Source organism: Qipengyuania sp. SS22, from assembly GCF_025736935.1.
Lineage (GTDB): Bacteria > Pseudomonadota > Alphaproteobacteria > Sphingomonadales > Sphingomonadaceae > Qipengyuania.
The window spans coordinates 1614061-1635407 of sequence record NZ_CP107048.1; the positions used below are offsets into that span (position 1 = coordinate 1614061).

Consider the following 21347-nt stretch of genomic DNA (forward strand, 5'->3'; position numbering starts at 1 on the left):
GGGGGCGCCATCGTGCATTCATGGAGGACAACCTCCGGCGCAATTACGCGACCAATCTGACGCATGGCGTCTTCGGGATGACCGGCTTCCGGCTGATCTATGCGCCCACGATCATCCCCGCCTATCTCTATCTGCTCACTGGCAGCGCCGCCGCCGTAGGGCTCGGCACCGCGCTGCTGCAATTGGGCGGGACGGTGTCGCCGATCCTGTCGGGCGCCAAGGTCGAAAGCCGCAAGCGCATCCTGCCATATGCGATCACCGTCGGTTCGATGATGCGCGTGATGGTGCTGGTGCTGGCACTCGCTGCATGGATGCTCGAAGGCACCGCGCTGCTCGTCGTCACCTTGGCCGCGTTCCTCCTGCTGGGGTTCTTCAGCGGCGCGCAGCGGGTGGCGTTCCAGATGCTGATGGCCAAGCTCATCCCGCTCGACCGGCGCGGACGGTTGCAGGGTATCCGCAACATGGCCGGCGGGCTGATCGCCGCGGGGCTCGCCTGGGTCGCGGGGCATTATTTCATCGAACAGGAATGGCTCGGCAATGGCTATGCCACGACCTTCCTGCTGGCTTTCATCCTCACTTCGATCGGGCTCGTTGTGCTGCGGCTGGGCATTCGCGAACCCGATGCGCCGCGGCTGCGCCCACTACTGCCATGGCGCGAACGGATCGGGCAGTTCGGCGAACTGCTCCAGCACCGCGATTTCCGCGCCTTCCTCGTCGCGCACGGGCTGGCCGCGATCGCCCGGGTCGGCCTGCCGTTCTGGACGCTGTATGTAGGCGACCGGCTGGGCCTCGACGGCGCGCTCATCGGCTCGCTCAGCCTCGCTTTCCTCGCCGCCGATACCCTATCCAACCTCGTCTGGGGCGCGCTGGGTGACCGGGTCGGCTTCCGCGCGGTCTATCTGGGCGCGCTGGCCAGCAGCATCGCGGGCATGGCGCTGATGGTCTTCGGTGACGGCTGGCTGCTCTACGCCAGCTTCGCCGCGCTGGGCTTCGGCTTTTCCGGCTGGATGATGGCCGCGGTGACGCTGGTGCTCGAATTCGGCGAGCATGAGGATATTCCGATGCGGCTGGCGCTGACCACCACGGTCGAAGGCGGCGTATCCTCGATCGGACCGGTGCTCGTCGGGCTGAGCATTGCAGCGCTCGGCTATGCGCCGCTGATCGTCGCGGCCTTCGCCTCGCTCATCGCCAGCCTCGCGCTGATGATCTGGCACGTACGCGAACCGCGTAGCCTAGCGTGACGGGGCCAGCATCCCCGCGGACATGACCGAGAGATAGGTTTCGATCGCCTCTCCGGGCCGCTCGAACCGCGCCGCCCAGTGCCGTGCCTCATAGGCCGAATTGACCGTCGACATCATTACCTGCCCCGCAATCAGCGGATCGATCGCGCGCACCGAACCATCGGCGATGCCGTCGATGAGCATGCCCGCGAACCGCCGCGCCAGCCGGTTCGACCGGGTGACCACATCGACCTTTTGCCCGGCATCGAGCGCCTGCAGCGCGGTGGTGCGCAATAGCGGGGTGCGGTCGAAGAACTGCACATCGACCAGCTCGGCCAGCACGCTGGTCAGGCGGGTCCAGTAATCGGTATCGATCCCCTGCCCGGCCATTTGCACCGACGACATGCGGTCGTAGCTCTGCTGGAAGCAGGCGAGCACCAAGTCGTCCTTGGCTTCGTGGTGGTGGTAGAAGCTGCCCTTGGTGACATTGAGGCTTTCGGCAATGCGATTGACCGAGGCGCCGCGATAGCCGCGCTCGTTGATGGTCACCGTCGCGGCGCGCAGGAACGCCTCGTTCTGGTTGGTGTCGTCGTCTTCGGGTGTGCGCCAGCTGCCCACCAGCGGCTGCGGCGCGAAGGTCCCCTGCTGCGCCGGCAGCCCGTTGGCGAGCACATCGAACAGCCGCTCCTCGATGCGCGGGAAGTCGAGCACCGAATAGCGCAGCGACCATACCGGCCACCACATCACCGCTTCGAGCAGGATATGCGCGCGCGCCGAAAACACCGCGCGCTCGGCATTGTCCTGCCATTCGCCGAAGAAGCGGCGCACCAGGTCGACCACGCGCAGGTAATGCGCCATCAGCGGATCCTGCACTTCGGGATCGAGCGTGCGGATTTCGGACAGCGCGACGGTCAGCCCGCGCTCGCCCGCGCGAATTCGCTTTCTGAGCGCGACATGCGCGCCGATCAGGTGGCGCAATCGCGCCGCCGGGTCGGGCTGCGCCAGCGCCTCGCTCGCCATCTCCTCCATCAGCGACAGCGTCTGGTCATAGACCGCGACGACCAGCTGTTCCTTGCGCGGGAAATAATAGGTCACGCTGGTGGCATTGAGGCCGATCGCGCGCGCGACTTCGGCCAGCGTGGTCGCCTGCACCCCCACCTCGTTGATCAGCACCGCCGCGGCGTGGACGATAGCCTCGCGCTTTTCGCCGAACTTGCGGGTCGCTGCGGGGCGGCTCATGCGAAGAACGTCCCCAGATCCTTCTTGAGGATCTTGCCATTGGCATTGCGGGGCAGCGTGTCCTCGACGAAAACCACGCGCACGGGGACCTTGAACTTGGCCAGCCGCGCCGCGACCCATTCGCGCAATTCATCTTCGCTCGCGGACATGCCGGGGGCGAGGTGGACGACCGCCGCCGGTTCTTCGCCCAAGGTCGGATGCGCGAGCCCGATCAGCGCCGCGTCGGTCACCGCCGGGTGGTCATAGAGCACGTTCTCGATCTCGGATGAGTAGATGTTTTCGCCGCCGCGGATGATCATGTCCTTGGCCCGGTCGACGATATAGCACCAGCCTTCCTCGTCGAGCTTGGCGAGATCGCCCGTGCGGACCCAGCCGTCGACGAAGGTTTCCGCGGTCGCCTCGGGGCGGTTCCAATAGCCCTTCACTACCATCGGCCCGCGCGCCCACAGCTCGCCAACCTCGCCCACGGGAAGCTCGGTCTCGCCGTCGTCGCCCACGATCTTGAGGTCGGCCACCCCCACCGGGGGGCCGCAGCTGTCGGGTCGGTTGAGATAATCCTCGGAGGAATGGCCGGTGACCGTCGCCATGGTTTCGGTCATGCCCCAGCCATTGCCGGGCAGCGCGCCGAAGACCTCGTGGATCTTGCGCACCAGCTCGGGCGCGGCAGGCGCCCCGCCATAGGCAATCGCCTCGAGGCTGGAGAGATCGTAATTTGCGCGCTCGGGATGTTCGAGCAATTGCCAGGCGATGGTCGGCACACCCCCAGCCAGATTGACCTGCTCGCGCTCGATCAACTGGAAGGCCTGCAACGGGTCCCACTTGTGCATGAAGACCATCGTATGGCCCGCCGCGACATAGCCCATCAGCCCCGCCGAGCAGGCAGTCACGTGGAACAGCGGGATGACGGTCAGGCCGACCTTCTGCACCGGTGCGGGCGGTTCCTCGCCGCGCCGCAAGGCGGCCATCGCGCCATTGTAGCCGCTGGACAGGATATTGGTGCACAGATTGCGATGCGTGCCCAGCGCGCCCTTGGGCTGGCCGGTGGTCCCGCTGGTGTAGAAGATCGTCGCCTCATCCTCGGGCCCAATTTCGACCTCGGGCAATTCGGCTTGGGGCAGCGAGGCGTACTCGTGCGGCGTACCGAGGACATCCTCGAGCCGCTCCGTGCCATCGGGGGCGGCATCGCTACGCGACACCAGCACGGTTTCGAGGTCGGGCAATTCGGCCCGGTGCGGCGCTATTCGATCCCAGCGCTCCGCGTCGCACACCAGCAGCTTGGCACCCGAATTGGCCAGGCCGAAGGCGAGTTCGGGCCCGGTCCACCAGGCATTGAGCGGCACGCAGATTGCCCCGATCGTCGTAGCGGCGAAAAAGGCCACCGGCCATTCGGGCAAATTGCGCATCGCCAATGCGACGCGGTCGCCCTTCTCCACCCCGCGGGCGCGCAGTTCGCCAGCCAGATGTGCAACCGCGCGGAACCACGCGTCATAGGTGATCCGCTCGTCCTCGTAGATCGCGAACAGGCGGTCGCCATGCGTGCGGCCCACCATCGCAACCTGCCGCAGGTTGGCCGGCGCGTTCTTCCATACCCGTGTGGGGACCCCGCAGATGTCGACCGTATCCATTTCGAACCGGGCACCGGGTGCGGTAAGGTAGTCGTGGCATTCGGCTCTGGTCCTTGCCGGCCAGTCGGCCGACGGCACGAAACCGATCGCGCGCGCGAGATCGCTCATTGCACTCCCCCTCGATTCTCGCCTCCACGGGCGACTCTTTTCTCTCTAGCATCGGTCTAACCCCGCTTGCCCCTGCCACGCAAGCCGCCTTCGAAGTTAAGGTATGAGGGTGGCAAGAACAGATGAATTCGCTATTCGTGCAAAACCGAAGCATAGGTATGCGCGGAGAGGAGAGCAGGATGTTCGATCTGGCAGATGCCGGGACGCTGGGTTTCGACGCCGACAGGCTGGGCCGAATCGCGCCCTTCCTAGGCACCACCTATATCGACAATGGCCGCTTGCCCAATGCGCAGCTGCTGGTCGCCCGCGACGGACAGCCGGTGCATTACACCAGGCTTGGCGTGATGGGCGACGACCAGCGCGAACTGCGCGACGATGCGCTGTTCCGCATCGCCAGCATGACCAAGCCGGTCACGTCGGTCGCCTTCATGCAGCTGGTCGAACGCGGACTCGTTGCGCTCGAGGAACCAGTCACCAAGGTGTTTCCCGAATTCGCCGAACTGGCGGTCTATGCAGGCGGCGGCGGGTCGATCCCCTTCGCGCCCGGCACGCCAACACATGCGATGCGCTTCGTCGACCTGCTGACGCATATGTCGGGCTTCACTTACGGGCTGCAGAACCGCAACAACATCGATGCGGTCTATCGCGAGCATAATTTCGACTTTGCCCGCGACCATCTCGACAGCGACGACTTCATCGCGAAACTCGCCAAGCTCCCGCTTGAATTCGCCCCGGGCGAGGGGTGGAATTATTCGGTCTCGACCGATGTCCTCGGCGTCGCGGTTGAGCGGATCAGCGGGATGCGGCTGGGCGACTATTTCGTGAAGCACATCTTCAGCCCGCTGGGCATGACAGATACGCATTTCGGTGTTGCCGAGGGGCAGAGCGAGCGGCTGGTCGATGCCTATGCCTATCGCCCCGGGCAGGCTCCGAAGCTGATCAATGCGGGCGCGACCAGCAAGCTCAACCGGGCGGGCACATTCGACAGCGGCGGCGGCGGACTGATCAGCACCATCGCCGATTACCACCGCTTCGCGACCATGCTGCTCAACGGCGGCGAACTGGACGGCGCGCGCATCATCAGCCCCAAGACCCTGCGGCTGATGCGGACCAACCATCTACCGAACAATGCCGACCTCACCGAAATGTCGAGCAGCCTGTTTTCCGAGGCCAACAATGCCGGCACCGGTTTCGGCCTTGGTTTTGCCATGGTGATCGATCCGGCGAAGACGCTGATGCCGTCCAGCCTCGGCGAATTCTACTGGGGCGGCGCGCATTCGACCGCTTTCTTCGTCGATCCGGTCGAACGCATCACCATGGTCTTCATGACGCAGGTCTATCCCTCGTCGACCTATCCCATCCGGCGGCAGCTCAAGACGCTGATCTATTCCGCCCTCACCCAAACCCACGCCTGAGGAGAACCCCATGACCTCCCCCATCCGCACCGAACGCCACGACAATGTCCTAGTGGTCATTTCCGACAATCCGCCGGTCAACGCACTGGGCCAGGCAGTTCGCGCCGGGCTCAAGGACGCGATCGAGGAAGCGCTGGCGGACGACGCCGTCGAGGCTGTGGTTATCCGCTGCGACGGGCAGACCTTCTTTGCCGGCGCCGATATTACCGAATTCGGCAAGCCGCCAGTCGGACCCAATCTGCCCGAAACGCTCGACGCGATGGAAGCCAGCGACAAGCCGGTGGTTGCGGCGATCCACGGCACTGCGCTGGGCGGCGGCTGCGAAGTCGCTCTGGCCTGTCACTACCGCGTCGCCGTGCCCAGTGCGAAGCTCGGCCTGCCCGAGGTCAAGCTGGGCCTGATCCCCGGCGCGGCGGGCACCCAGCGCCTGCCCCGGCTGGTCGGCGCCGAAGCGGCGCTGCCATTGGTGGTGGGCGGCAATCCGATCCCGGCCAAGAAGGCCGAAGCCATCGGTCTGGTGGATGCGCTGGTCGGTGCCGACAGCCTCGAAGCCGATGCGATTGCCTTCGCCAAGTCGAAGGTCGGCCAGCCGGTCCCGCGCACCTCGCAAGGCAAGGCCAATGAAGACGGCGTGCGCGACCCCGACCTGTTCGACCGTTTCCGCGCCTCGCAGGCCCGCAAGATCCGCGGCTTCGACGCCCCCAATGCGGCAATCGCCGCGGTCAAGGCGGCGGGCGAGCTGTCCTATGAGGATGGCGTGAAAAAAGAGCGCGAGCTGTTCACAGAGCTGATGAGCGGCACGCAGAGCGCCGCCATGCGCCATTACTTCTTCGCCGAACGCGCCGCGAACAAGATCGACGACGTGCCCAAGGATACCCCGCTGATCCCGATCAAAAAGGTCGGCGTGATCGGTGCGGGCACGATGGGCGGCGGGATCACGATGAATTTCCTGTCCGCGGGCATCCCGGTAACCATATTGGAGATGGCTCAGGACGCGCTCGACCGCGGTACCGGCGTGATGCGCAAGAATTACGAAAACACCGCCAAGAAGGGCCGCATGACCGGCGAACAGGTCGAACAGGCGATGGGCCTGCTGACGCCGACGCTGTCCTATGACGACCTGGCCGATTGCGACCTCGTGATCGAAGCGGTGTTCGAGAACATGGACGTCAAGAAAGAGGTCTTCGCCAAGCTCGACAGCGTGGTGAAGGAGGGCGCGATCCTAGCTTCGAATACCAGCTATCTCGATGTCGACGAGATCGCCACTGCGACCCGGCGACCAGGCTATGTCGTCGGCCTGCATTTCTTCTCGCCCGCGAACATCATGAAGCTGCTCGAAGTCGTGCGCGGCAAGGAAACCCGGCACGATGTGCTCGCTACGGTGATGAAGCTGGCCAAGAAGATCGGCAAGGTGGCAGCCGTGTCGGGCGTGTGCCCGGGCTTCATCGGCAACCGCATGCTGTCGAAACGGCAGGAACAGGCCAATGAGTTGATCATGGAAGGCGCCAATTACTGGGACGTCGACGACGTCCTGCTCGATTTCGGCTTTCCCATGGGACCTTTCCAGATGGGCGATCTCGCGGGGATTGACATCGGCTGGCACCGCGACCCGAGCAAGGTCACTACGATCCGCGAGGCGCTGTGCGCGGCGGGCCGTTTCGGCCAGAAGAACGGCAAGGGTTTTTACGATTACGACGAGGCGCGCAACCGCACCCCGTCGGACGAGGTCAAGCAGATCATCGCCGATTTCGCAGCGCGCGAGGGCAAGGAACAGCGCGAGATCTCGAAGGACGAAATTCGCGAACGGCTGCTCTATCCGATGGTCAACGAGGGCGCGAAAATCCTCGAAGAAGGCATGGCCCAGCGCGCCAGCGATATCGATGTCGTATGGATCAACGGCTATGGCTGGCCACTCTATACCGGCGGACCGATGTTCTGGGCGCAGACGATCGGCCTGGACACGGTGGTGGCGGGGCTGGAGCGCTATGACCTGCCGGTCAGCGCCCATCTGCAGTCGGCCGCGGGAGGCAGCGGAAAGTTCGCCTGATTAACCACGAATCTGCGACAATTTAGAAACGCCGGTATGCAAATCCGTCGAACGGGCAAGTCGTTCGTCCGCTGCGCCTTGACAGCGCAGGGATGGAGGGTTTGAAATGAAAAAAACATAAATGGGCGCGGCAGGGGCCGGGTCCGGTGAGAGGAGAAAATATGAGACAGTTCGGTTTACGTCACCAATGCGCCTTCGGCGCGCTCGCCTGCGCACTGGCCCTTACCCCGGCCATCGCCCAGGCGCAGGATACGACGGCAAGTTCCGAGGATGCGGACCTGATCAACAATGCCGACATCGACAGCGGCAATGTCATCATCGTCCGCGCGCAGGGCCGTGACCAGGCACTGTCTGACGTTCCGGTCGCGGTCTCCGCAGTATCGGGCGAAATGCTCGAGAAATCGGGCGTCTCCGACATTCGCGACCTCAACCAGGTCGCCCCGTCGCTGCTGGTGTCCTCGACCGGTAACGAAGCCAATGGCTCGGCGCGTATTCGTGGCATTGGTACGGTCGGCGACAACCCCGGCCTCGAAAGCTCGGTCGCGGTCTTCGTCGACGGCGTTTATCGCTCGCGCTCGGGCAACGCGCTGTCCGAACTCGGCCCGCTCGACCGGGTCGAAATCCTTCGCGGCCCGCAGGGCACGCTGGGCGGCCGCAACTCCTCGGCCGGCCTCATCAACATCTATACCGCACCGCCCGAATTCGAGTTCTCGGGCTACGGTGCCTTCACCTATGGCAATTACGACGCGATCAAGATCGAGGGCGGCATCAACGCCCCGCTCAGCGATACGGTCGCGGCGCGGATCGACGGTGTCTATTTCGAGCGCGACGGTTTCTATAACGACGTGAACAACGGCACGCGGGTCAACGACCGCGACCGCTATCTGGTGCGCGGCCAACTGCTGTTCGAACCGACCAGCGATCTCAGCATCCGCCTCGTCGGCGATTATTCGAAGAAGGACGAGGCCTGCTGTGCCGCGACCTTCGTGCAGCCCAGCTTTGCGCCGCTCGCGCGCGTTTCGCCCGGGCTCGACGGGTACAACCGCCCCGAAGGCGGCCCCGCCCTCACCAGCACCGACAATCCGATCGTTCCGATCCTGCTTGGTCTCGGCCAGGATCCGCGTGCGCTGACGCAGTCGACCTTCGACCGCGACATCTACGTCACCCCGGGCCGGACCTATCAGGGGGAAACCGAAGATTGGGGTATTTCGGGCGAGGTCAATTGGGACTTCGGCGATGTCACGCTGACTTCGATCACCGGCTATCGCCAATATTCGAACACGCAGGCTTCGGACACCGACTACACGCAGGTCGACCTGTTGTATCGCGCGCCCGGACCCGATGCCGGCGCACGTGAATTCAAGACCTTCACGCAGGAACTGCGCCTGAACGGCACCGCTTTCAACGACACGCTCGACTGGCTCGTCGGCGCTTATTACGCCAATGAGAAGCTCGAAACGCGCGACAATCTGCGCTTCGGCAATGATTACGGCACCTTCGCCAATTGCCGCATCGTGCTGGCGATCAATCCGGCGCTGGCCAATCCGGCAGCAGACAATTGCCTCGGCGCGAACGTTGCCGCCCTGACGGGCGCCAATGGCGGCGCGGGCGCATTCGGTGCGGCGACGCCTCTGATCATTGCGGGGATGAACAATCTCGCGCAGGTCCGCGACATCGGCGGCACGGGCGATCGGTACAACCAGACGAGCGAGAACTTCGCTGTCTTCACGCATAATATCGTGCATGTCACCGATACGGTCGATCTAACGCTTGGCGTTCGTTACACCAATGAAACCAAGGACTTCCGCGCCGCATTCAGCAATGACAACGTGTTCTGCCCGCAAAGCCGTGCGCTGCTCGACGGCTTGCTCTCGGTCCCGTCGCTTGCTGGGCTAGCAGGCGGCCTGATCTCGCTGTCCTGCCAGGGCAATTCGACTGCCGAGCTGGACGGTGTGACGCTGGCGGATTCGCGTGACGAAGACGAGTTCACCGGCACTGCCATCCTCAGCTGGAAGCCCGATCCCGACTGGTTGGTTTATGGCTCCTTCTCGAAGGGCTACAAGGCCGGCGGCTTCAACCTCGATCGGTCGGCGCTTGCCGTGCCGGTGGCGTTCGATGCTACCACGCTCAACCCGACCGCACTGCAGTTCGACGCCGAAACCGTCGATGCCTTCGAAGTGGGCGTGAAATATGCCGCCCGCGACTGGGGCTTCAGCATTGCCGGGTTCCGGCAGGAGTTCTCGAACTTCCAGCTGAACACGTTCAACGGTTCGGTCTACCTCGTGCAGAACATCAACGGATGTGACAGCGACCTTGGCGGGGCCGACCGCGATGCGGATGCCACCACCGGCGCCTGCGCCGCGGACAACGTTGCCCCGGGCGTCGTCGCCCAGGGGTTCGAGTTCGAGGCTTCGCTCAGCCCGATCCGCGACCTGACCATGACGATGGGCGTCACCTATTCGGACACCAGCTACGAGGACAATCTCGTGGGCCAGGACAACGGGTCGCCGCTCGATCCCGCGCTGCGGCTACTTCCGGGCGACAATCTGTCGAACGCCCCCGAAGTGACCGCCACCGCGTCGCTGAGCTGGACCCCGCCGATCGGCAATTCGGGTCTCTCGGGCCTGTTCTTCATCAACGCCCGCACGACCGACGATTACAACACCGGGTCGGACCTGCTGTATGGCAAGGAACAGGATGCCTATACGATCGTGAACGGTCGCATCGGGATCACCGGGCCGGACCGTCGTTGGGGTCTCGAACTGTGGGCGAACAATGTGTTCGACGTCGACTACACCCAAGTGGCATTCAACACGCCGTTCGTAGCACCGCAGCAGACCTATTCGGCCTTCCTCGCCGAACCGCGGACTTACGGGATCACAGTGCGCGCAGGTTTCTAAAGCGCGTTTATCACGACAAAAAGGGGCCCGGCATCACGCGATGCCGGGCCCCTTTTTCGTGCGCGCCGCCTAAAAAGTCTGGCGCGGCGGGAAAACTAAGGATTTCCTGGTTTCCGCTACGGCACCGATATCATTGAGCAATTTTGAAAAAGCGGTACGAGTGCGTGCGACAGATTTCCTAATATTTACCCCTATCCCTTGACATAAAGACAAAGAGGGCATTGAATTTCGATTGGAAGGTACGCGCGGACAAAAGACGTGCCCCCGAGGGAGAGAGCAATGACCAGATTCACTTTACGCCACAGTTGCGCGATCTGCGCACTCGCGATTTCGGCTCTGTCGGCGAGCCCTGCTCTCGCCCAAGCGGAGGTCGAGACCGCCGGAGCGGCGAACCAGAACGATAACCGCATCATCGTTACCGGCTCCTATATCCGCGGCACTCCCGAGGATGCGGCGCTGCCCGTGGACGTCTTCACCGCCGACGATCTGGCCGAGCAGGGCGTCGACAGCCCGCTCGAATTCATCAAGGAACTGCCCTCGGTCGGCGCCTCTTTGGGCGACACCAACCAGTTCTCCACCGACGCGCAGGGCTTCCAGGGCGTCGGCTCGCTCAATTTGCGCGGCCTCGGGCCGCAGCGCACGCTGGTGCTGCTCAACGGCAAGCGCACGATCCTGACGCCGGGCGCCGGGTTCGTCGATACGCAGCTGATGCCGCTGTTCGCGCTCGAACGGATCGAGCTGCTCAAGGACGGTGCCGGGTCGACCTACGGGTCGGATGCGATTGCCGGCGTGGCGAACTTCATCACCCGCTCGACCTTCACCGGCTTCGAACTGCAGGGCGATTACAATTTCATCGACGGTTCCGACAACAATTACAGCCTCAGCGCACTGGCCGGGTTCGAGTTCGCCGATTCCGCCAATTTCGTGATTGGCGCAGGCTGGCAGCACCGCAGCGAACTCGGTGCGAACAAGCGCGATTTTGCCAATGTCGGCTACGAAACAAATCCTTCGGCTTATTCGGCGCTCGCCACGCCGGGGCTGTTTGCCGTCAGCTATTTCGATACCGGCACCAATACGGTGAATACGCAGCTGCGGCCTGACGTCGGTTGTGAGGATCTCGGCGGAACGGTCGATATCGGTCGCTGCTATTTCACCTATGTTCCGTTCGACAACATCACCGAGGACGAGGACCGTTACCAGGTCTTCGGCGAACTCACGATCGACCTCAGCGATACGATCCGGTTCCAGGCCGACGCGCTTTATTCACGCAGCGAGCTGACCTCGCTCAACTATTCGCCGGCATTCCCGCCGACACAGGGACCGAACGGTTCGGGCTTCGTCAGCGCGTTCACGACCTCCCCGGCGAACCCCGGGGTGGCGGCCTTCCTCGACCAGGTCGGACTGCCGCAGAGCTCGCCTACCTCGCCGATCGTGGCGGTCACCAATGTTCTCTTTCGCCCGTTCGGCTTTCTCGGCAATCCGCTCGACCCCGATCGCGGTGCCGGCACCGGTGGTGCGGTCAACGATGCCTTCCGCTTCAGCGGCGGCTTCGAATTCGCGCTCAGCGATACGCTCACCTTGAACGTGGATGGCACGTTCTGGGAATCGGATCGTGAAGCCTACGCGCCCGGCATCATCGGCTCGCGCCTGCAGGCCGCGCTGAACGGCTTCGGTGGCTCCGATTGTACCGGGACCACAGCGGGCGAGAATGGGTGCCTGTGGTTCAACCCCTTTGCCAATGCTGGCGCCGGCAACGGGACATTCAACATCGACAATCCGTTCTACGTCCCGGGCAACGAGAACAGCCAGGAGCTGGTCGGCTGGCTGCAGGTACCCAACGGCACCCGTGAACAGGAATCGCAATTCGTGTTCGACATGGTCCTCGCGGGCGAAACCGGGATCCAGCTTGGCGGCGGTCCGCTGGCCTTCGCCGTCGGCACCCAGTTCCGCGATACGCGCTATTCCAGCGATCCGATCATCCCGGAATCCAATGTCGACATCAATCCGTGCTTCGTCGAAGGCGACCAGAGCTGTGTCGGCACCACCACCGAAGGGGTCGGCCCGTTCATCTTCCTCGGCGGTTCGCGCCCGGTGAAGTTACAGCAGGACGTTTATGCCTTTTTCGCCGAGGTGAACGCACCGATTACCGACCGGATCGAACTGTCGGCGGCAATCCGTTTCGAGGATTACGGCAGCCCGATCGGATCGACGATCAATCCCAAGGGTTCGGCCCGCTTCGAGGTGACCGACTGGCTGACCCTGCGCGGATCGGTGGGCACCACCTTCCGCGGCCCGCTGGCATCGAACGTGTCGCCCAACTTCGTCACCGCACTCGAAGGCTTCACGGCGGCAGGCGGCAATTACAAGTCGAAGGACATCTACGGTAATCCGACCGATCTCGATCCCGAAACCGCCTTCACCTACAATATCGGCGCAATCTTCTCGGCGCCGGTCGGCGGTGGCGATCTGACCTTCTCGGTCGACTACTGGTCGATCGATCTAAAAGACCGCATCACGATCACTCCAGGCAATGCGATCGCGAGCTATGTGGGCAATTTCCAGACCACCGGTCAGGAAGCGGTCGACTGTTCGAGCCCGCTGGTCAATCTGGTTACCTTCTCGAACAACCAGTGCATCCAGGGCACCACACTGGGGATCGACATCAGCCGCGTGCGGACCGATTTCGTCAATGGTCCGGACGTCAAGATCGCGGGTCTCGATTTCGCCTTCGACGCCGAATTCCCGCTGGGCGACAAGGCCGAGCTGGGCTTCGGGGCCAATGCGGTGTGGAATCTCGATTACAGCTTCGACGATTTCATCGTGCAGGATGTCAATGTCCAGCCGGCCTACGATGCGGTCGGCTTCGGCAATTACTTCCGCGATCCGAACACGGTGCCGGAATGGCGCGCCAATGCCTTCGTCCGGCTTGGCTTCGGCGATTTCAATGCGCGCTATTCGGTCCAGCATATCGACGGCGTGACCGACGATCGCTGCGTCACCCGCGATCCCTGCTTCAGCACGGCTGGCGGTGTCGGGACCAACTTCGGTGTCGAGAGCGGGTCGTACACGCAGCACGATTTCTCGGTCACCTACGATCTCCAGCTTGCAGGTGCGGATGTGCAGGTGCAGGTGTCGGTCGACAACTTCACCGATGCCGAACCGGCCGAGGCACAGCTGCCGCTGGGCTACAACCCGTTCATCGGCAATGCCATCGGCCGGAACTATCGTCTTGGTATCCGGACCCGCTTCTAGGCGGTTCCGGCACCACCCGTCACGAAGGGCCCGAGGCGCAAGCTCCGGGCCCTTCCCATTGCTCACAAAGGAAACCACCATGTCGCCATTCGACCTGACCGGGAAAGTCGCTATCGTCACCGGATCGAGCCGCGGGATCGGCCGCGCCATTGCCGAGGGCCTCGCGGCGCAGGGCGCGCGCGTGGTCATCTCAAGCCGCAAGCAGGACGCCTGCGAGGAAGTTGCCGCCGAAATCAATGCCGCGCATGGCGATGGCAGCGCCGTCGCGATCGCAGCGAGTATTTCGGAAAAAGTGCAGCTCGAGGATCTGTTCGTGCAGACCGCCGCCCAGCTCGGCCCGGTCGATATCCTCGTCTGCAATGCGGCGAGCAATCCCTATTACGGATCGATGGACGGGATTGCCGACGAGCAGTTCCGCAAGATTCTCGACAACAATGTCCTGTCGAACCACTGGCTGATCCAGCTGGCGCTGCCCCATATGCGCGATCAGGGCGACGGCGCGATCGTGATCATCAGCTCGATCGGCGGCTTGCGCGCCTCGACCGAGATCGGCGCCTATTGCATTTCCAAGGCGGCCGACTTCCAGCTGGTGCGCAATTACGCTGCCGAGAATGGCAAGCACGGCATCCGCGTCAACGGCATCGCGCCGGGGCTGGTCAAAACCGATTTCGCCAAGGCGCTATGGGAAAATCCGCAGGCACTGACCGCGACCGAGAAGGCGCTGCCCATGCGCCGGATTGGCGAGCCGGGCGATATTGCCGGTGCCGCAGTCTACCTGTCCTCACCCGCCGCGAAATGGACCACAGGCCAGACCATCGTTGTCGATGGCGGGGCGACGATCTAGCGCGGCCGCGTCAGGGTAGTTCGCTGCCGCCGAGCGCCTGCCACAGCACCACGCGCGCGCGCTGCGCCCGGCCCCGTGCTGCCGCCGCACGCTCGCCGCTGGCATCGGCGGCGCGGCGCGCCTCGAGCACTGTCAGGAAATCGGCAAGCCCGGCTTCATAGCGGGTATTTGCGAGACGCGCGGCGCGCTGCAGATTAGCGGCTTCCTGCGCCACCGCTGCGGCTTCGCCGTCGGCTGCCTCGACCAGTCCATAACCCGCCTCGGCATCGCCCAATGCCGTGAAGACGGCACCGCGATAGCTCTCGAAAGCGGCGCGCTTTTCCGCCGCCGCGCCATCGATCTCGGCCTCGACCCGGCCGAAGTCGAGCAGGGGCCCCGCGATCGTTGCGGCAAGCGAACCGACCACGGATGCGCTATCGAACACATCGCCGATCCCAAAGGCTAAAAGGCCGATCGCGCCCGAGAGGTCGAATACCGGGAAGCGGCGGCGCGCAGTCGCGGCCAGTTCGGCATCCTCGGCCACCAGCGTGGCTGCCGCGACCAGCACATCGGGGCGATTTGCGAGCAAGGCGGAAGGCAAGCTGGCGGGCGGTGCGGACAGTTCGCCGACAGGCTCACCCAGCGCCAGCGCACTGCGAACCTGCGCCCCGCCCTGCGCGGTCAGCGTGACCAGGCGGCCCAGCAGTCGCGCGCGTTCGCTTTCCAGCGCGGCGAGGCGGCTACGCGAACTGGCAGAAGAGCTTTCGGCGCGCACACGGTCGAAACCGGGTGCGATGCCCGCGCGCTCGCGCACACCGGCAAGCCGCGCCAGCTCCTCTGCCGAGCCCAGATCGTTGCGCACTTCCGCCTCGCGTGCCTGCAGCGTGCGCCAGTCGATCACCGTCGCGGCAATTTCCGCCAGCAGCGCGCTGCGCACCGCACGCGCGCTGGCATCGGCAGCATCCACCCGCGCCAGGGCCGCACGCTCCTGCGCGCGCAACCGCCCGAACAGGTCGAGATCCCAGCGCGTGGTCAGATTGGCGGCATAGGACACGCGTTCGGTGTCGAAGCTCACACCGGTCGGCAGGCTGCCGCCGAAGGAATTGGGATTGGTCCGCGTACCGGTGACCGACGCTTCCGCACCCACCGTGGGCAGCCGTTCGGCCCCCGCGCGATCGGCCCCGGCGCGGGCTTGTTCGACGCGGGCAGCCGCTTCGGCCAGTGTGGGCGACGAAGCGAGCGCCTGCGCGGCCAGCGTATCGAAGGCCGGATCGCCGATGGGCAAAAGCTGGGCGAGCGCGGTGCCGACAGGCGCCTCGGGAGCGAACAGGAAGCTGTCGGGCAGGACGGGGACGGGAGTCGCGACGTCAGGCGGCGGCCCGCCGACGCAAGCGGCCAGTGACAGCGCGCTCGCCGCAACCAGGAGCGAGCGGGCTCTCATTCTTCTGCTCCCCGCGCGGCAATATAGCCATCGACCTGTTGGCCGACACGGAACAGCCCATCGGTTTCGGGCAGTTCGTAAATCACTTGCAGCACGCGGACATCGACGCGTTCGGCCGCGCTGTTGGTGAGCGAGCGCTTCGGCACCACCCGCGGTTCGGCGCGGACGAACTTGGCCTCGACCTGGCGATCCGCGGCGCCGCGCGGGCTGACCGTGGCGGGTGCGCCAAGCTGGAGCCGCGGGGCCTGTTCTTCATCGATATCGATGCGCACATGCAGCGGCTGGGTCTGCCCCATCTCGATAAAGGGCAGCGCGCCGCCCCCGCCCATCGTGCTGACATATTCGCCCTTGCGGATATTCACCGCGAGGATTTCGCCCGCAATCGGTGCGCGGACGGTCAGCCGCGCGATTTCGGTCTCCGCCGACCCGGCGCGTGCCTGCGCGGCCTGCAGGCGCGCCTGCGCCAGCCGGGCGCGTTCGTTCGCGGAAGCCGCCTCGCCCTCGGCGCGGATCACTTCGGCGCGGCTGACGGCGGCGGGATCCTCGACATTGCGATAAAGCGCGAGCTGGCGCGCGGCGGTGGCGCGCGCGCTTTGCGCTTCGGCAATCGCCGCACGGGCTTCGGCGATCGCGGCAGTGGCTTCGCGCAGCTGTGCGCGGACCGCCCGATCATCGACCGTGAACAGCACGTCGCCTTCTTCGACACGGTCACCCGGTTCGACCAGCAGCCCGGTGATCAGCCCCGACAGCGCCGAGCCGATCTGGATGGTTTCGCTCGACGGTTCGACCACCCCGGCGCCTGCGACACGGGCCTCGGCGGCGAGGTTCGCCGGCGCATGCGGCGGTTCGCGGCCCGGTTCGGACAGCTCGCGGTCGGGCAGGCCGACGAGGATGAAGATCACTGCGGCGACCAGGCCAAGCAAGGCGATTACCGGCAGGGTCTGGCGCGAGAAGCTGAGGTTTTTCCAGTCGAGAGCCATGTCAGTGTCCTTCGGGCATATCGCTGCCGTCGTGCGTGATCCGCCCGTCCTCGAGCACGAGAATCCGGTCGGCGAGGTCGAAAATGCGGTTGTCGTGGGTGACGATGATGCAGGCGCGATCGGGCGCGACCGCAACTTCGCGCAGCAGGTCCATCACTCGCCGTCCCGAAGAAGCATCGAGCGCGGCGGTGGGTTCATCACACACCACCAGCCGCGGTTCGTGCACCAGCGCGCGGGCGATCGCGACGCGCTGCTGCTGGCCGCCCGAGAGCTGGCGAGGCAGCTTGTCCGCCTGATCGCCGATGTTGAGCTTCTCCAGCATGGCGACCGCCCGTGCGCGCGCTTCCAGCCGGTCCATTCCCTGCGCGATCAGCGGAACCGCGGCATTGCTGGCGGCATCGATCGAGGGGATGAGATTGTACTGCTGGAAGATGAAGCCGATGTTCTGCAGGCGGAATTCGACGAGCGCGGTGTCGTCCAGTTCATAAATGTCGGTGCCGAAGACCTTCACCTCGCCCAGCGTCGGCCACAGAATGCCGCACATGATCGAGATCAGCGTGGTCTTGCCCGACCCGCTTTCCCCCACCAGGAAAGTCAGCTCGCCCGCGCGGATATCGAGATCGATGCCGTGCAGCACGGTAATCGTCTGCTGCCCCGCCTGGAAATCGCGCGTGACACCGCGCGTGCAGATTGCCGCGTCGGGCTTGCAGCCGCCAATGGCGCTGGTGTCCAAGATCGTACCCATCAGCGGAACACCGAAGCGGGTTCGGTCCGCAGCACATTGCGCAGCGCCAGCCAGCCGGTCAGCGCCAGGATCAGGAACACCGCGACCATGCTGATCAGCGGGATCTGCCAGGGAATATAGAACCCCTTGAAGGTCGGATTGGCGGAAAAGCCCCAGATGAAGAACACCGTCCCGAGCACGCCCAGCCCATAGCCGATCAGCCCGACCAGCCCCGCTTGTACCGCCACCATGCGGCGGATCTTGCGATTGGTCACCCCGATCGCCTTGAGCGCGCCGAACTGTTTGATATTGTCGCGGATGAACAGGCTGAAGGTCAGCCCGACAATGGCCACGCCGACGATAAAGCCAAGCAGGACCGTAATCCCGAAATTGAGCGGGATACCCGTATTTTCGATGATGAAATCGATCCCGTCCTGCGCAAATTCGTCACGCGTCTGCGCCTTCAGCCCGGTCTCTCGTTCGATCCGTTCCGACAGTGCCTTGGCGTCGGCCGGGTCTTCTGCTCCGACCAGCACGAAGGACAGCCGGTTGCGCGTTCCGGGGACGTAGTTCAGCGCCTGGCTGTATTTGGTGTAGAGCACCACCGTGCTGGTGAAGCTCGGCGTCGCATCGGCGATCCCGCGGATCACCGCGCGCTGGTCGTTGAGTTCGAGCCGCTCGCCGATCGGCGACTGGCCGGGGAACATGCGGGTCGTACCGACATCGTCGATGATCACGCTGCCGGGCTGCGACAGGACATCGGGTGAGCCTTCGATCATGCGCTTGGGCAGACCGATCAGCGTGGCATCGTCGACTCCGATCACTGCGACCCCTTCGAGGTCACCATCCTTGGTGCGTACGCTGGCTTGCGCCCGGATATGCGGCACGGCCCAGCCCACGCCGGGCACGCTGCGGACCTTGTCTAGCGCGGTGGAGGGCATGGCATAGGCGACGTCGGTGGTTCGGCTGACTGGATCCATGACCCAGATATCGGCGCTGGAGACATTGTATACGCCGCTGGCGCCGCGCTCGATAAGATTGACGAAAATGGTCAGCTGCTGGGTGATCAGCAGCGTCGAAAACGCGATACCGAAGACCAGCCCATAGAACTTCTGGGCATCCCCGGTGAGCATCCTGATCGCGATCCAGAGCACGTTCGCTTGCCTTCGCCTGAGCATTCGTCCAATATTGAACGATTGCGTTCAATTGAACGGAGGCGTTCAAATTGTCAAGTAACGAAGCGAAACGTACCGGGCGTCCGGCCGACGAGGCCAAGCGCGAGGCGATCCTGGCGGCAGCTGCGGCCAGCTTCTTCGAGCGTGGCTTTGCGGCCAGTTCGATCGAGCAGATCGCGGCCGATGCCGGCGTTTCCAAGGTCACGATCTACAACCGTTTCGGCGACAAGCGCGCGCTGTTCGCGGCGGCGGTCGAAATGGAATGCGAGCAGATGCGGGGCAGCTTGCAAGTGCCCGAGGTCGCCTCGGGCAGCCTGCGCGACCGGCTGACCGCCGTGGGCGAGGCCATGGTCGCCTTTACCTCGCGGCCCAAGATGGTCCAGTTCGACCGCCGCATCGCAGCAGAGACCGAGCATGACCCCGCGGTCGGTGCAGCCTTCCTGGAGGCCGGCCCCCATCGCATGAAGCAGTCTTTCGCGGCGCTGATCGCCGCCATGCACGAAGCGGGCGAAGTCGAGGTGGCGGACCCTGCACTCGCTGCCGAACAATTCGCCAGCATGTGCAAGGGTATGGGCGATCTCGAACGCCGCTTCGGCGCCCCCGTCGACCCGCAGCGCAATCGCAAACGGATCGCCGGCGCGGTCGAAGTGTTCTGCCGTGCCTATGCCAGCGACCCGGCCTGCGAGAGCGAAGCGGGAAGCTAGTTCTCCAGCGAGATCGATATCCGGCGGTTGCGCGGGTCGGTGGGGTCGCCCGCAATCAGCGGTTCGGTATCGGCAACCCCCTCGATCCGGCGGAACCGCTCGCGCGAAATCCCGTGACGGATGAGATCCTGCCGCGTCGTTTCGGCGCGTCCGGCCGAAAGCGACCAGTTGTTGACCCGCGTCGGGTCGCGATATTTGAGCGCATCGGTATGGCCGCGCACAGTGATCTTGCCGCCTTCGGGCGCAATTGCCTCTGCGACGAGATCGAGCAGGTCGCGCGCATCGGTGGTGAGGACCGTCGTGCCGAGCGAGAACATCGAGAAATCCGCATCATCGACCAGATCGATCCGGATGCCGGTGGTGGTGTTGATCATCCGCACCTGGCCCATCAGCCGCTTGAGCCGTTCGCGGTCAGCGACCGCTTCGGTTACGCGCTGCTGGATCCGCTTGATGCTCGCCGTGCCTTCCTTGGACCCGCCCGTCGCATCGCGGGGAACGGTCAGGGTCTTGGTCCCGGTCTGCCCTGCGGCATGCGGGTAGTTATCGACGTCCACCAGCGAAGAACCGCCCAGAACGCCGTCCGCGCCCGCGCTTTGTTCCTTGGTCTTCACCAGCGTCGGAGTGAAGTAATCGGCCAGCCCCTTGCGCTGGTCCTCGGTGGTCGCGCCGAGTAGCCAGAGCAACAGGAAAAAGGCCATCATCGCGGTGACGAAATCGGCATAGGCGACTTTCCACGCGCCGCCATGATGACCCGCTTCGACGACGGTCACCTTCTTGACGATGATCGGGGCCGGATCGTTGCGCCCGGCGGCGGAGCTGGCCATGTTACCGCCCTCGCAGCGCGTCGAGGAGTTCGTTCAGCCCGGGCCGCACGCTGTGGCCGAGCCCCGACCGCGCGCTTTCCACCACCAGCGGCTGCGGATGGCCATAGAGCGAGGCAATGATCACCTGCTTGACCGCGTGGAATATCTGCTCGTCCTGTTCGAGCACCTGCTTCAGCCGTCCCGCAAGCGGACCGACGATGCCATAGGCAAGCAGCACGCCGAGAAAGGTGCCGACCAGCGCGGCGCCGATCATCTTGCCGAGGATTTCAGGCGGTTTGTCGATCGAGCCCATGGTCTTCACAACGCCCAGCACGGCGGCAACGATGCCCAGGGCGGGGAGCGCATCCGATAGTGTTTCGAGATTGTGCTGCGGTTCGCGCAATTCGTGGAAATGCGTCTTCATCGCATTGTCCATGACCTCTTCGACCGCATGCGTTTCCAGCGTGCCGGAGGATACCACCAGCAGCGTCAGCGTGTCGCAGATCAGCGCGACCAGCGCGGTGTTCTTGAGCAAATTGGGATAAGCGCTGAACACGGTGGAATTTTCCGGTTCCTCGAGATGGCTTTCGAGCGCCACGGGTCCATCGTTCTTGAGCATGCGCATCAGCTGCGTGGTCAAGGCGATCGCATCGATATGGTCCTGCTTGTCGTGCTGGGGCCCCTTGAAGATCTTCCCGAATGCACGGCCGATCGCCTTCAGCCCGTCGAGCGAATTGCCCGCGACCATCGCGCCGATCGCGGCACCGCCGATGATCAGCATTTCATAGGGCATGGCGGCCATCACCGGGCCCAGCGCGCCGCCGCTGAGCATGAAGCCGCCGAACACCATGACGAGCAGGACAACAATGCCGATAATCGCGTACATTTGAA

The 21347-nt window shown here is 64.4% G+C and carries 15 protein-coding genes; 7 read left to right on the plus strand and 8 right to left on the minus strand.

The features are described from left to right. Positions 1–20: 20 nt before the first annotated feature. The gene (locus N6L26_RS07975) at positions 21–1241 is read left to right on the plus strand and encodes an MFS transporter (RefSeq protein ID WP_263605073.1); all 1221 of its coding nucleotides are present in this window, start codon (positions 21–23) and stop codon (positions 1239–1241) included. On the opposite strand, the gene N6L26_RS07980 is transcribed toward N6L26_RS07975, so the two are convergent. Continuing rightward, entirely contained in the window at positions 1233–2459 is a 1227-nt protein-coding gene (locus N6L26_RS07980; protein WP_263605074.1) for a TetR/AcrR family transcriptional regulator, read from the minus strand. The genes N6L26_RS07975 and N6L26_RS07980 overlap by 9 nt on opposite strands. Further along, positions 2456–4192, minus strand: a complete 1737-nt coding sequence (locus N6L26_RS07985) for a class I adenylate-forming enzyme family protein (protein WP_263605075.1) — start codon at positions 4190–4192, stop codon at positions 2456–2458. Before N6L26_RS07985 ends, N6L26_RS07980 begins: the two co-directional genes overlap by 4 nt. Positions 4193–4371: 179 nt before the next feature. Between N6L26_RS07985 and N6L26_RS07990 the strand changes: the two genes are divergently transcribed. The 5 genes from N6L26_RS07990 to N6L26_RS08010 all read left to right on the plus strand — a co-directional run bounded on the left by N6L26_RS07990 (position 4372) and on the right by N6L26_RS08010 (position 14650). Then, a complete protein-coding gene (locus tag N6L26_RS07990) occupies positions 4372–5607 on the plus strand; it encodes a serine hydrolase domain-containing protein (protein WP_263605076.1) in 1236 nt (411 codons plus the stop codon). Positions 5608–5617: 10 nt separating this feature from the next. Beyond that, positions 5618–7654: a 3-hydroxyacyl-CoA dehydrogenase NAD-binding domain-containing protein gene (locus tag N6L26_RS07995; RefSeq protein ID WP_263605077.1), complete on the plus strand. Its 2037-nt coding sequence runs from the start codon at positions 5618–5620 to the stop codon at positions 7652–7654. 161 nt (positions 7655–7815) lie between these two features. Further along, complete coding sequence (locus tag N6L26_RS08000; RefSeq protein ID WP_263605078.1) at positions 7816–10554, plus strand: TonB-dependent receptor; 2739 nt, start codon at positions 7816–7818, stop codon at positions 10552–10554. Between the two features lie 279 nt (positions 10555–10833). Continuing rightward, complete coding sequence (locus N6L26_RS08005) at positions 10834–13806, plus strand: TonB-dependent receptor domain-containing protein (RefSeq protein ID WP_263605079.1); 2973 nt, start codon at positions 10834–10836, stop codon at positions 13804–13806. 79 nt (positions 13807–13885) lie between these two features. Continuing rightward, positions 13886–14650 carry an SDR family NAD(P)-dependent oxidoreductase gene (locus N6L26_RS08010; protein WP_263605080.1) on the plus strand — a complete coding sequence of 255 codons (765 nt, stop codon included), beginning with the start codon at positions 13886–13888 and terminating at the stop codon, positions 14648–14650. A gap of 10 nt (positions 14651–14660) precedes the next feature. On the opposite strand, the gene N6L26_RS08015 is transcribed toward N6L26_RS08010, so the two are convergent. Genes N6L26_RS08015 through N6L26_RS08030 form a run of 4 tightly spaced genes read right to left on the minus strand, consistent with a single transcriptional unit; the run spans position 14661 to position 18928 of the window. Further along, complete coding sequence (locus N6L26_RS08015; RefSeq protein WP_263605081.1) at positions 14661–16070, minus strand: efflux transporter outer membrane subunit; 1410 nt, start codon at positions 16068–16070, stop codon at positions 14661–14663. Beyond that, positions 16067–17050 (minus strand): efflux RND transporter periplasmic adaptor subunit, encoded by a 984-nt coding sequence (locus N6L26_RS08020; RefSeq protein ID WP_263605082.1) that lies wholly within the window; start codon positions 17048–17050, stop codon positions 16067–16069. Before N6L26_RS08020 ends, N6L26_RS08015 begins: the two co-directional genes overlap by 4 nt. Before the next feature lies 1 nt (position 17051). Continuing rightward, entirely contained in the window at positions 17052–17795 is a 744-nt protein-coding gene (locus tag N6L26_RS08025; protein ID WP_263605083.1) for an ABC transporter ATP-binding protein, read from the minus strand. After that, entirely contained in the window at positions 17795–18928 is a 1134-nt protein-coding gene (locus N6L26_RS08030; RefSeq protein ID WP_263605084.1) for an ABC transporter permease, read from the minus strand. Before N6L26_RS08030 ends, N6L26_RS08025 begins: the two co-directional genes overlap by 1 nt. A gap of 71 nt (positions 18929–18999) precedes the next feature. Between N6L26_RS08030 and N6L26_RS08035 the strand changes: the two genes are divergently transcribed. Continuing rightward, the gene (locus N6L26_RS08035; RefSeq protein WP_263605085.1) at positions 19000–19653 is read left to right on the plus strand and encodes a TetR/AcrR family transcriptional regulator; all 654 of its coding nucleotides are present in this window, start codon (positions 19000–19002) and stop codon (positions 19651–19653) included. Here N6L26_RS08035 and N6L26_RS08040 read toward each other — a convergent pair. Both N6L26_RS08040 and motA read right to left on the minus strand, forming a co-directional pair. Continuing rightward, positions 19650–20477: a flagellar motor protein MotB gene (locus N6L26_RS08040; protein WP_263605086.1), complete on the minus strand. Its 828-nt coding sequence runs from the start codon at positions 20475–20477 to the stop codon at positions 19650–19652. The two genes, N6L26_RS08035 and N6L26_RS08040, sit on opposite strands and share 4 nt — an antisense overlap. 1 nt (position 20478) lies before the next feature. Beyond that, positions 20479–21342: a flagellar motor stator protein MotA gene (gene motA, locus N6L26_RS08045; RefSeq protein WP_263605087.1), complete on the minus strand. Its 864-nt coding sequence runs from the start codon at positions 21340–21342 to the stop codon at positions 20479–20481. Positions 21343–21347: the final 5 nt, after the last annotated feature.

What these genes read in the sequence shown, in the direction of transcription:
- N6L26_RS07980 (WP_263605074.1), bottom strand. Translation starts at nt 2,459, where the DNA reads ATGAGCCGCCCCGCAGCGACCCGCAAGTTCGGCGAAAAGCGCGAGGCT.
- N6L26_RS08040 (WP_263605086.1), bottom strand. Translation starts at nt 20,477, where the DNA reads ATGGCCAGCTCCGCCGCCGGGCGCAACGATCCGGCCCCGATCATCGTC.
- N6L26_RS08020 (WP_263605082.1), bottom strand. Translation starts at nt 17,050, where the DNA reads ATGGCTCTCGACTGGAAAAACCTCAGCTTCTCGCGCCAGACCCTGCCG.
- N6L26_RS07990 (WP_263605076.1), top strand. Translation starts at nt 4,372, where the DNA reads ATGTTCGATCTGGCAGATGCCGGGACGCTGGGTTTCGACGCCGACAGG.
- N6L26_RS07995 (WP_263605077.1), top strand. Translation starts at nt 5,618, where the DNA reads ATGACCTCCCCCATCCGCACCGAACGCCACGACAATGTCCTAGTGGTC.
- N6L26_RS07975 (WP_263605073.1), top strand. Translation starts at nt 21, where the DNA reads ATGGAGGACAACCTCCGGCGCAATTACGCGACCAATCTGACGCATGGC.
- motA (WP_263605087.1), bottom strand. Translation starts at nt 21,342, where the DNA reads ATGTACGCGATTATCGGCATTGTTGTCCTGCTCGTCATGGTGTTCGGC.
- N6L26_RS07985 (WP_263605075.1), bottom strand. Translation starts at nt 4,192, where the DNA reads ATGAGCGATCTCGCGCGCGCGATCGGTTTCGTGCCGTCGGCCGACTGG.
- N6L26_RS08005 (WP_263605079.1), top strand. Translation starts at nt 10,834, where the DNA reads ATGACCAGATTCACTTTACGCCACAGTTGCGCGATCTGCGCACTCGCG.
- N6L26_RS08025 (WP_263605083.1), bottom strand. Translation starts at nt 17,795, where the DNA reads ATGGGTACGATCTTGGACACCAGCGCCATTGGCGGCTGCAAGCCCGAC.
- N6L26_RS08015 (WP_263605081.1), bottom strand. Translation starts at nt 16,070, where the DNA reads ATGAGAGCCCGCTCGCTCCTGGTTGCGGCGAGCGCGCTGTCACTGGCC.
- N6L26_RS08010 (WP_263605080.1), top strand. Translation starts at nt 13,886, where the DNA reads ATGTCGCCATTCGACCTGACCGGGAAAGTCGCTATCGTCACCGGATCG.
- N6L26_RS08000 (WP_263605078.1), top strand. Translation starts at nt 7,816, where the DNA reads ATGAGACAGTTCGGTTTACGTCACCAATGCGCCTTCGGCGCGCTCGCC.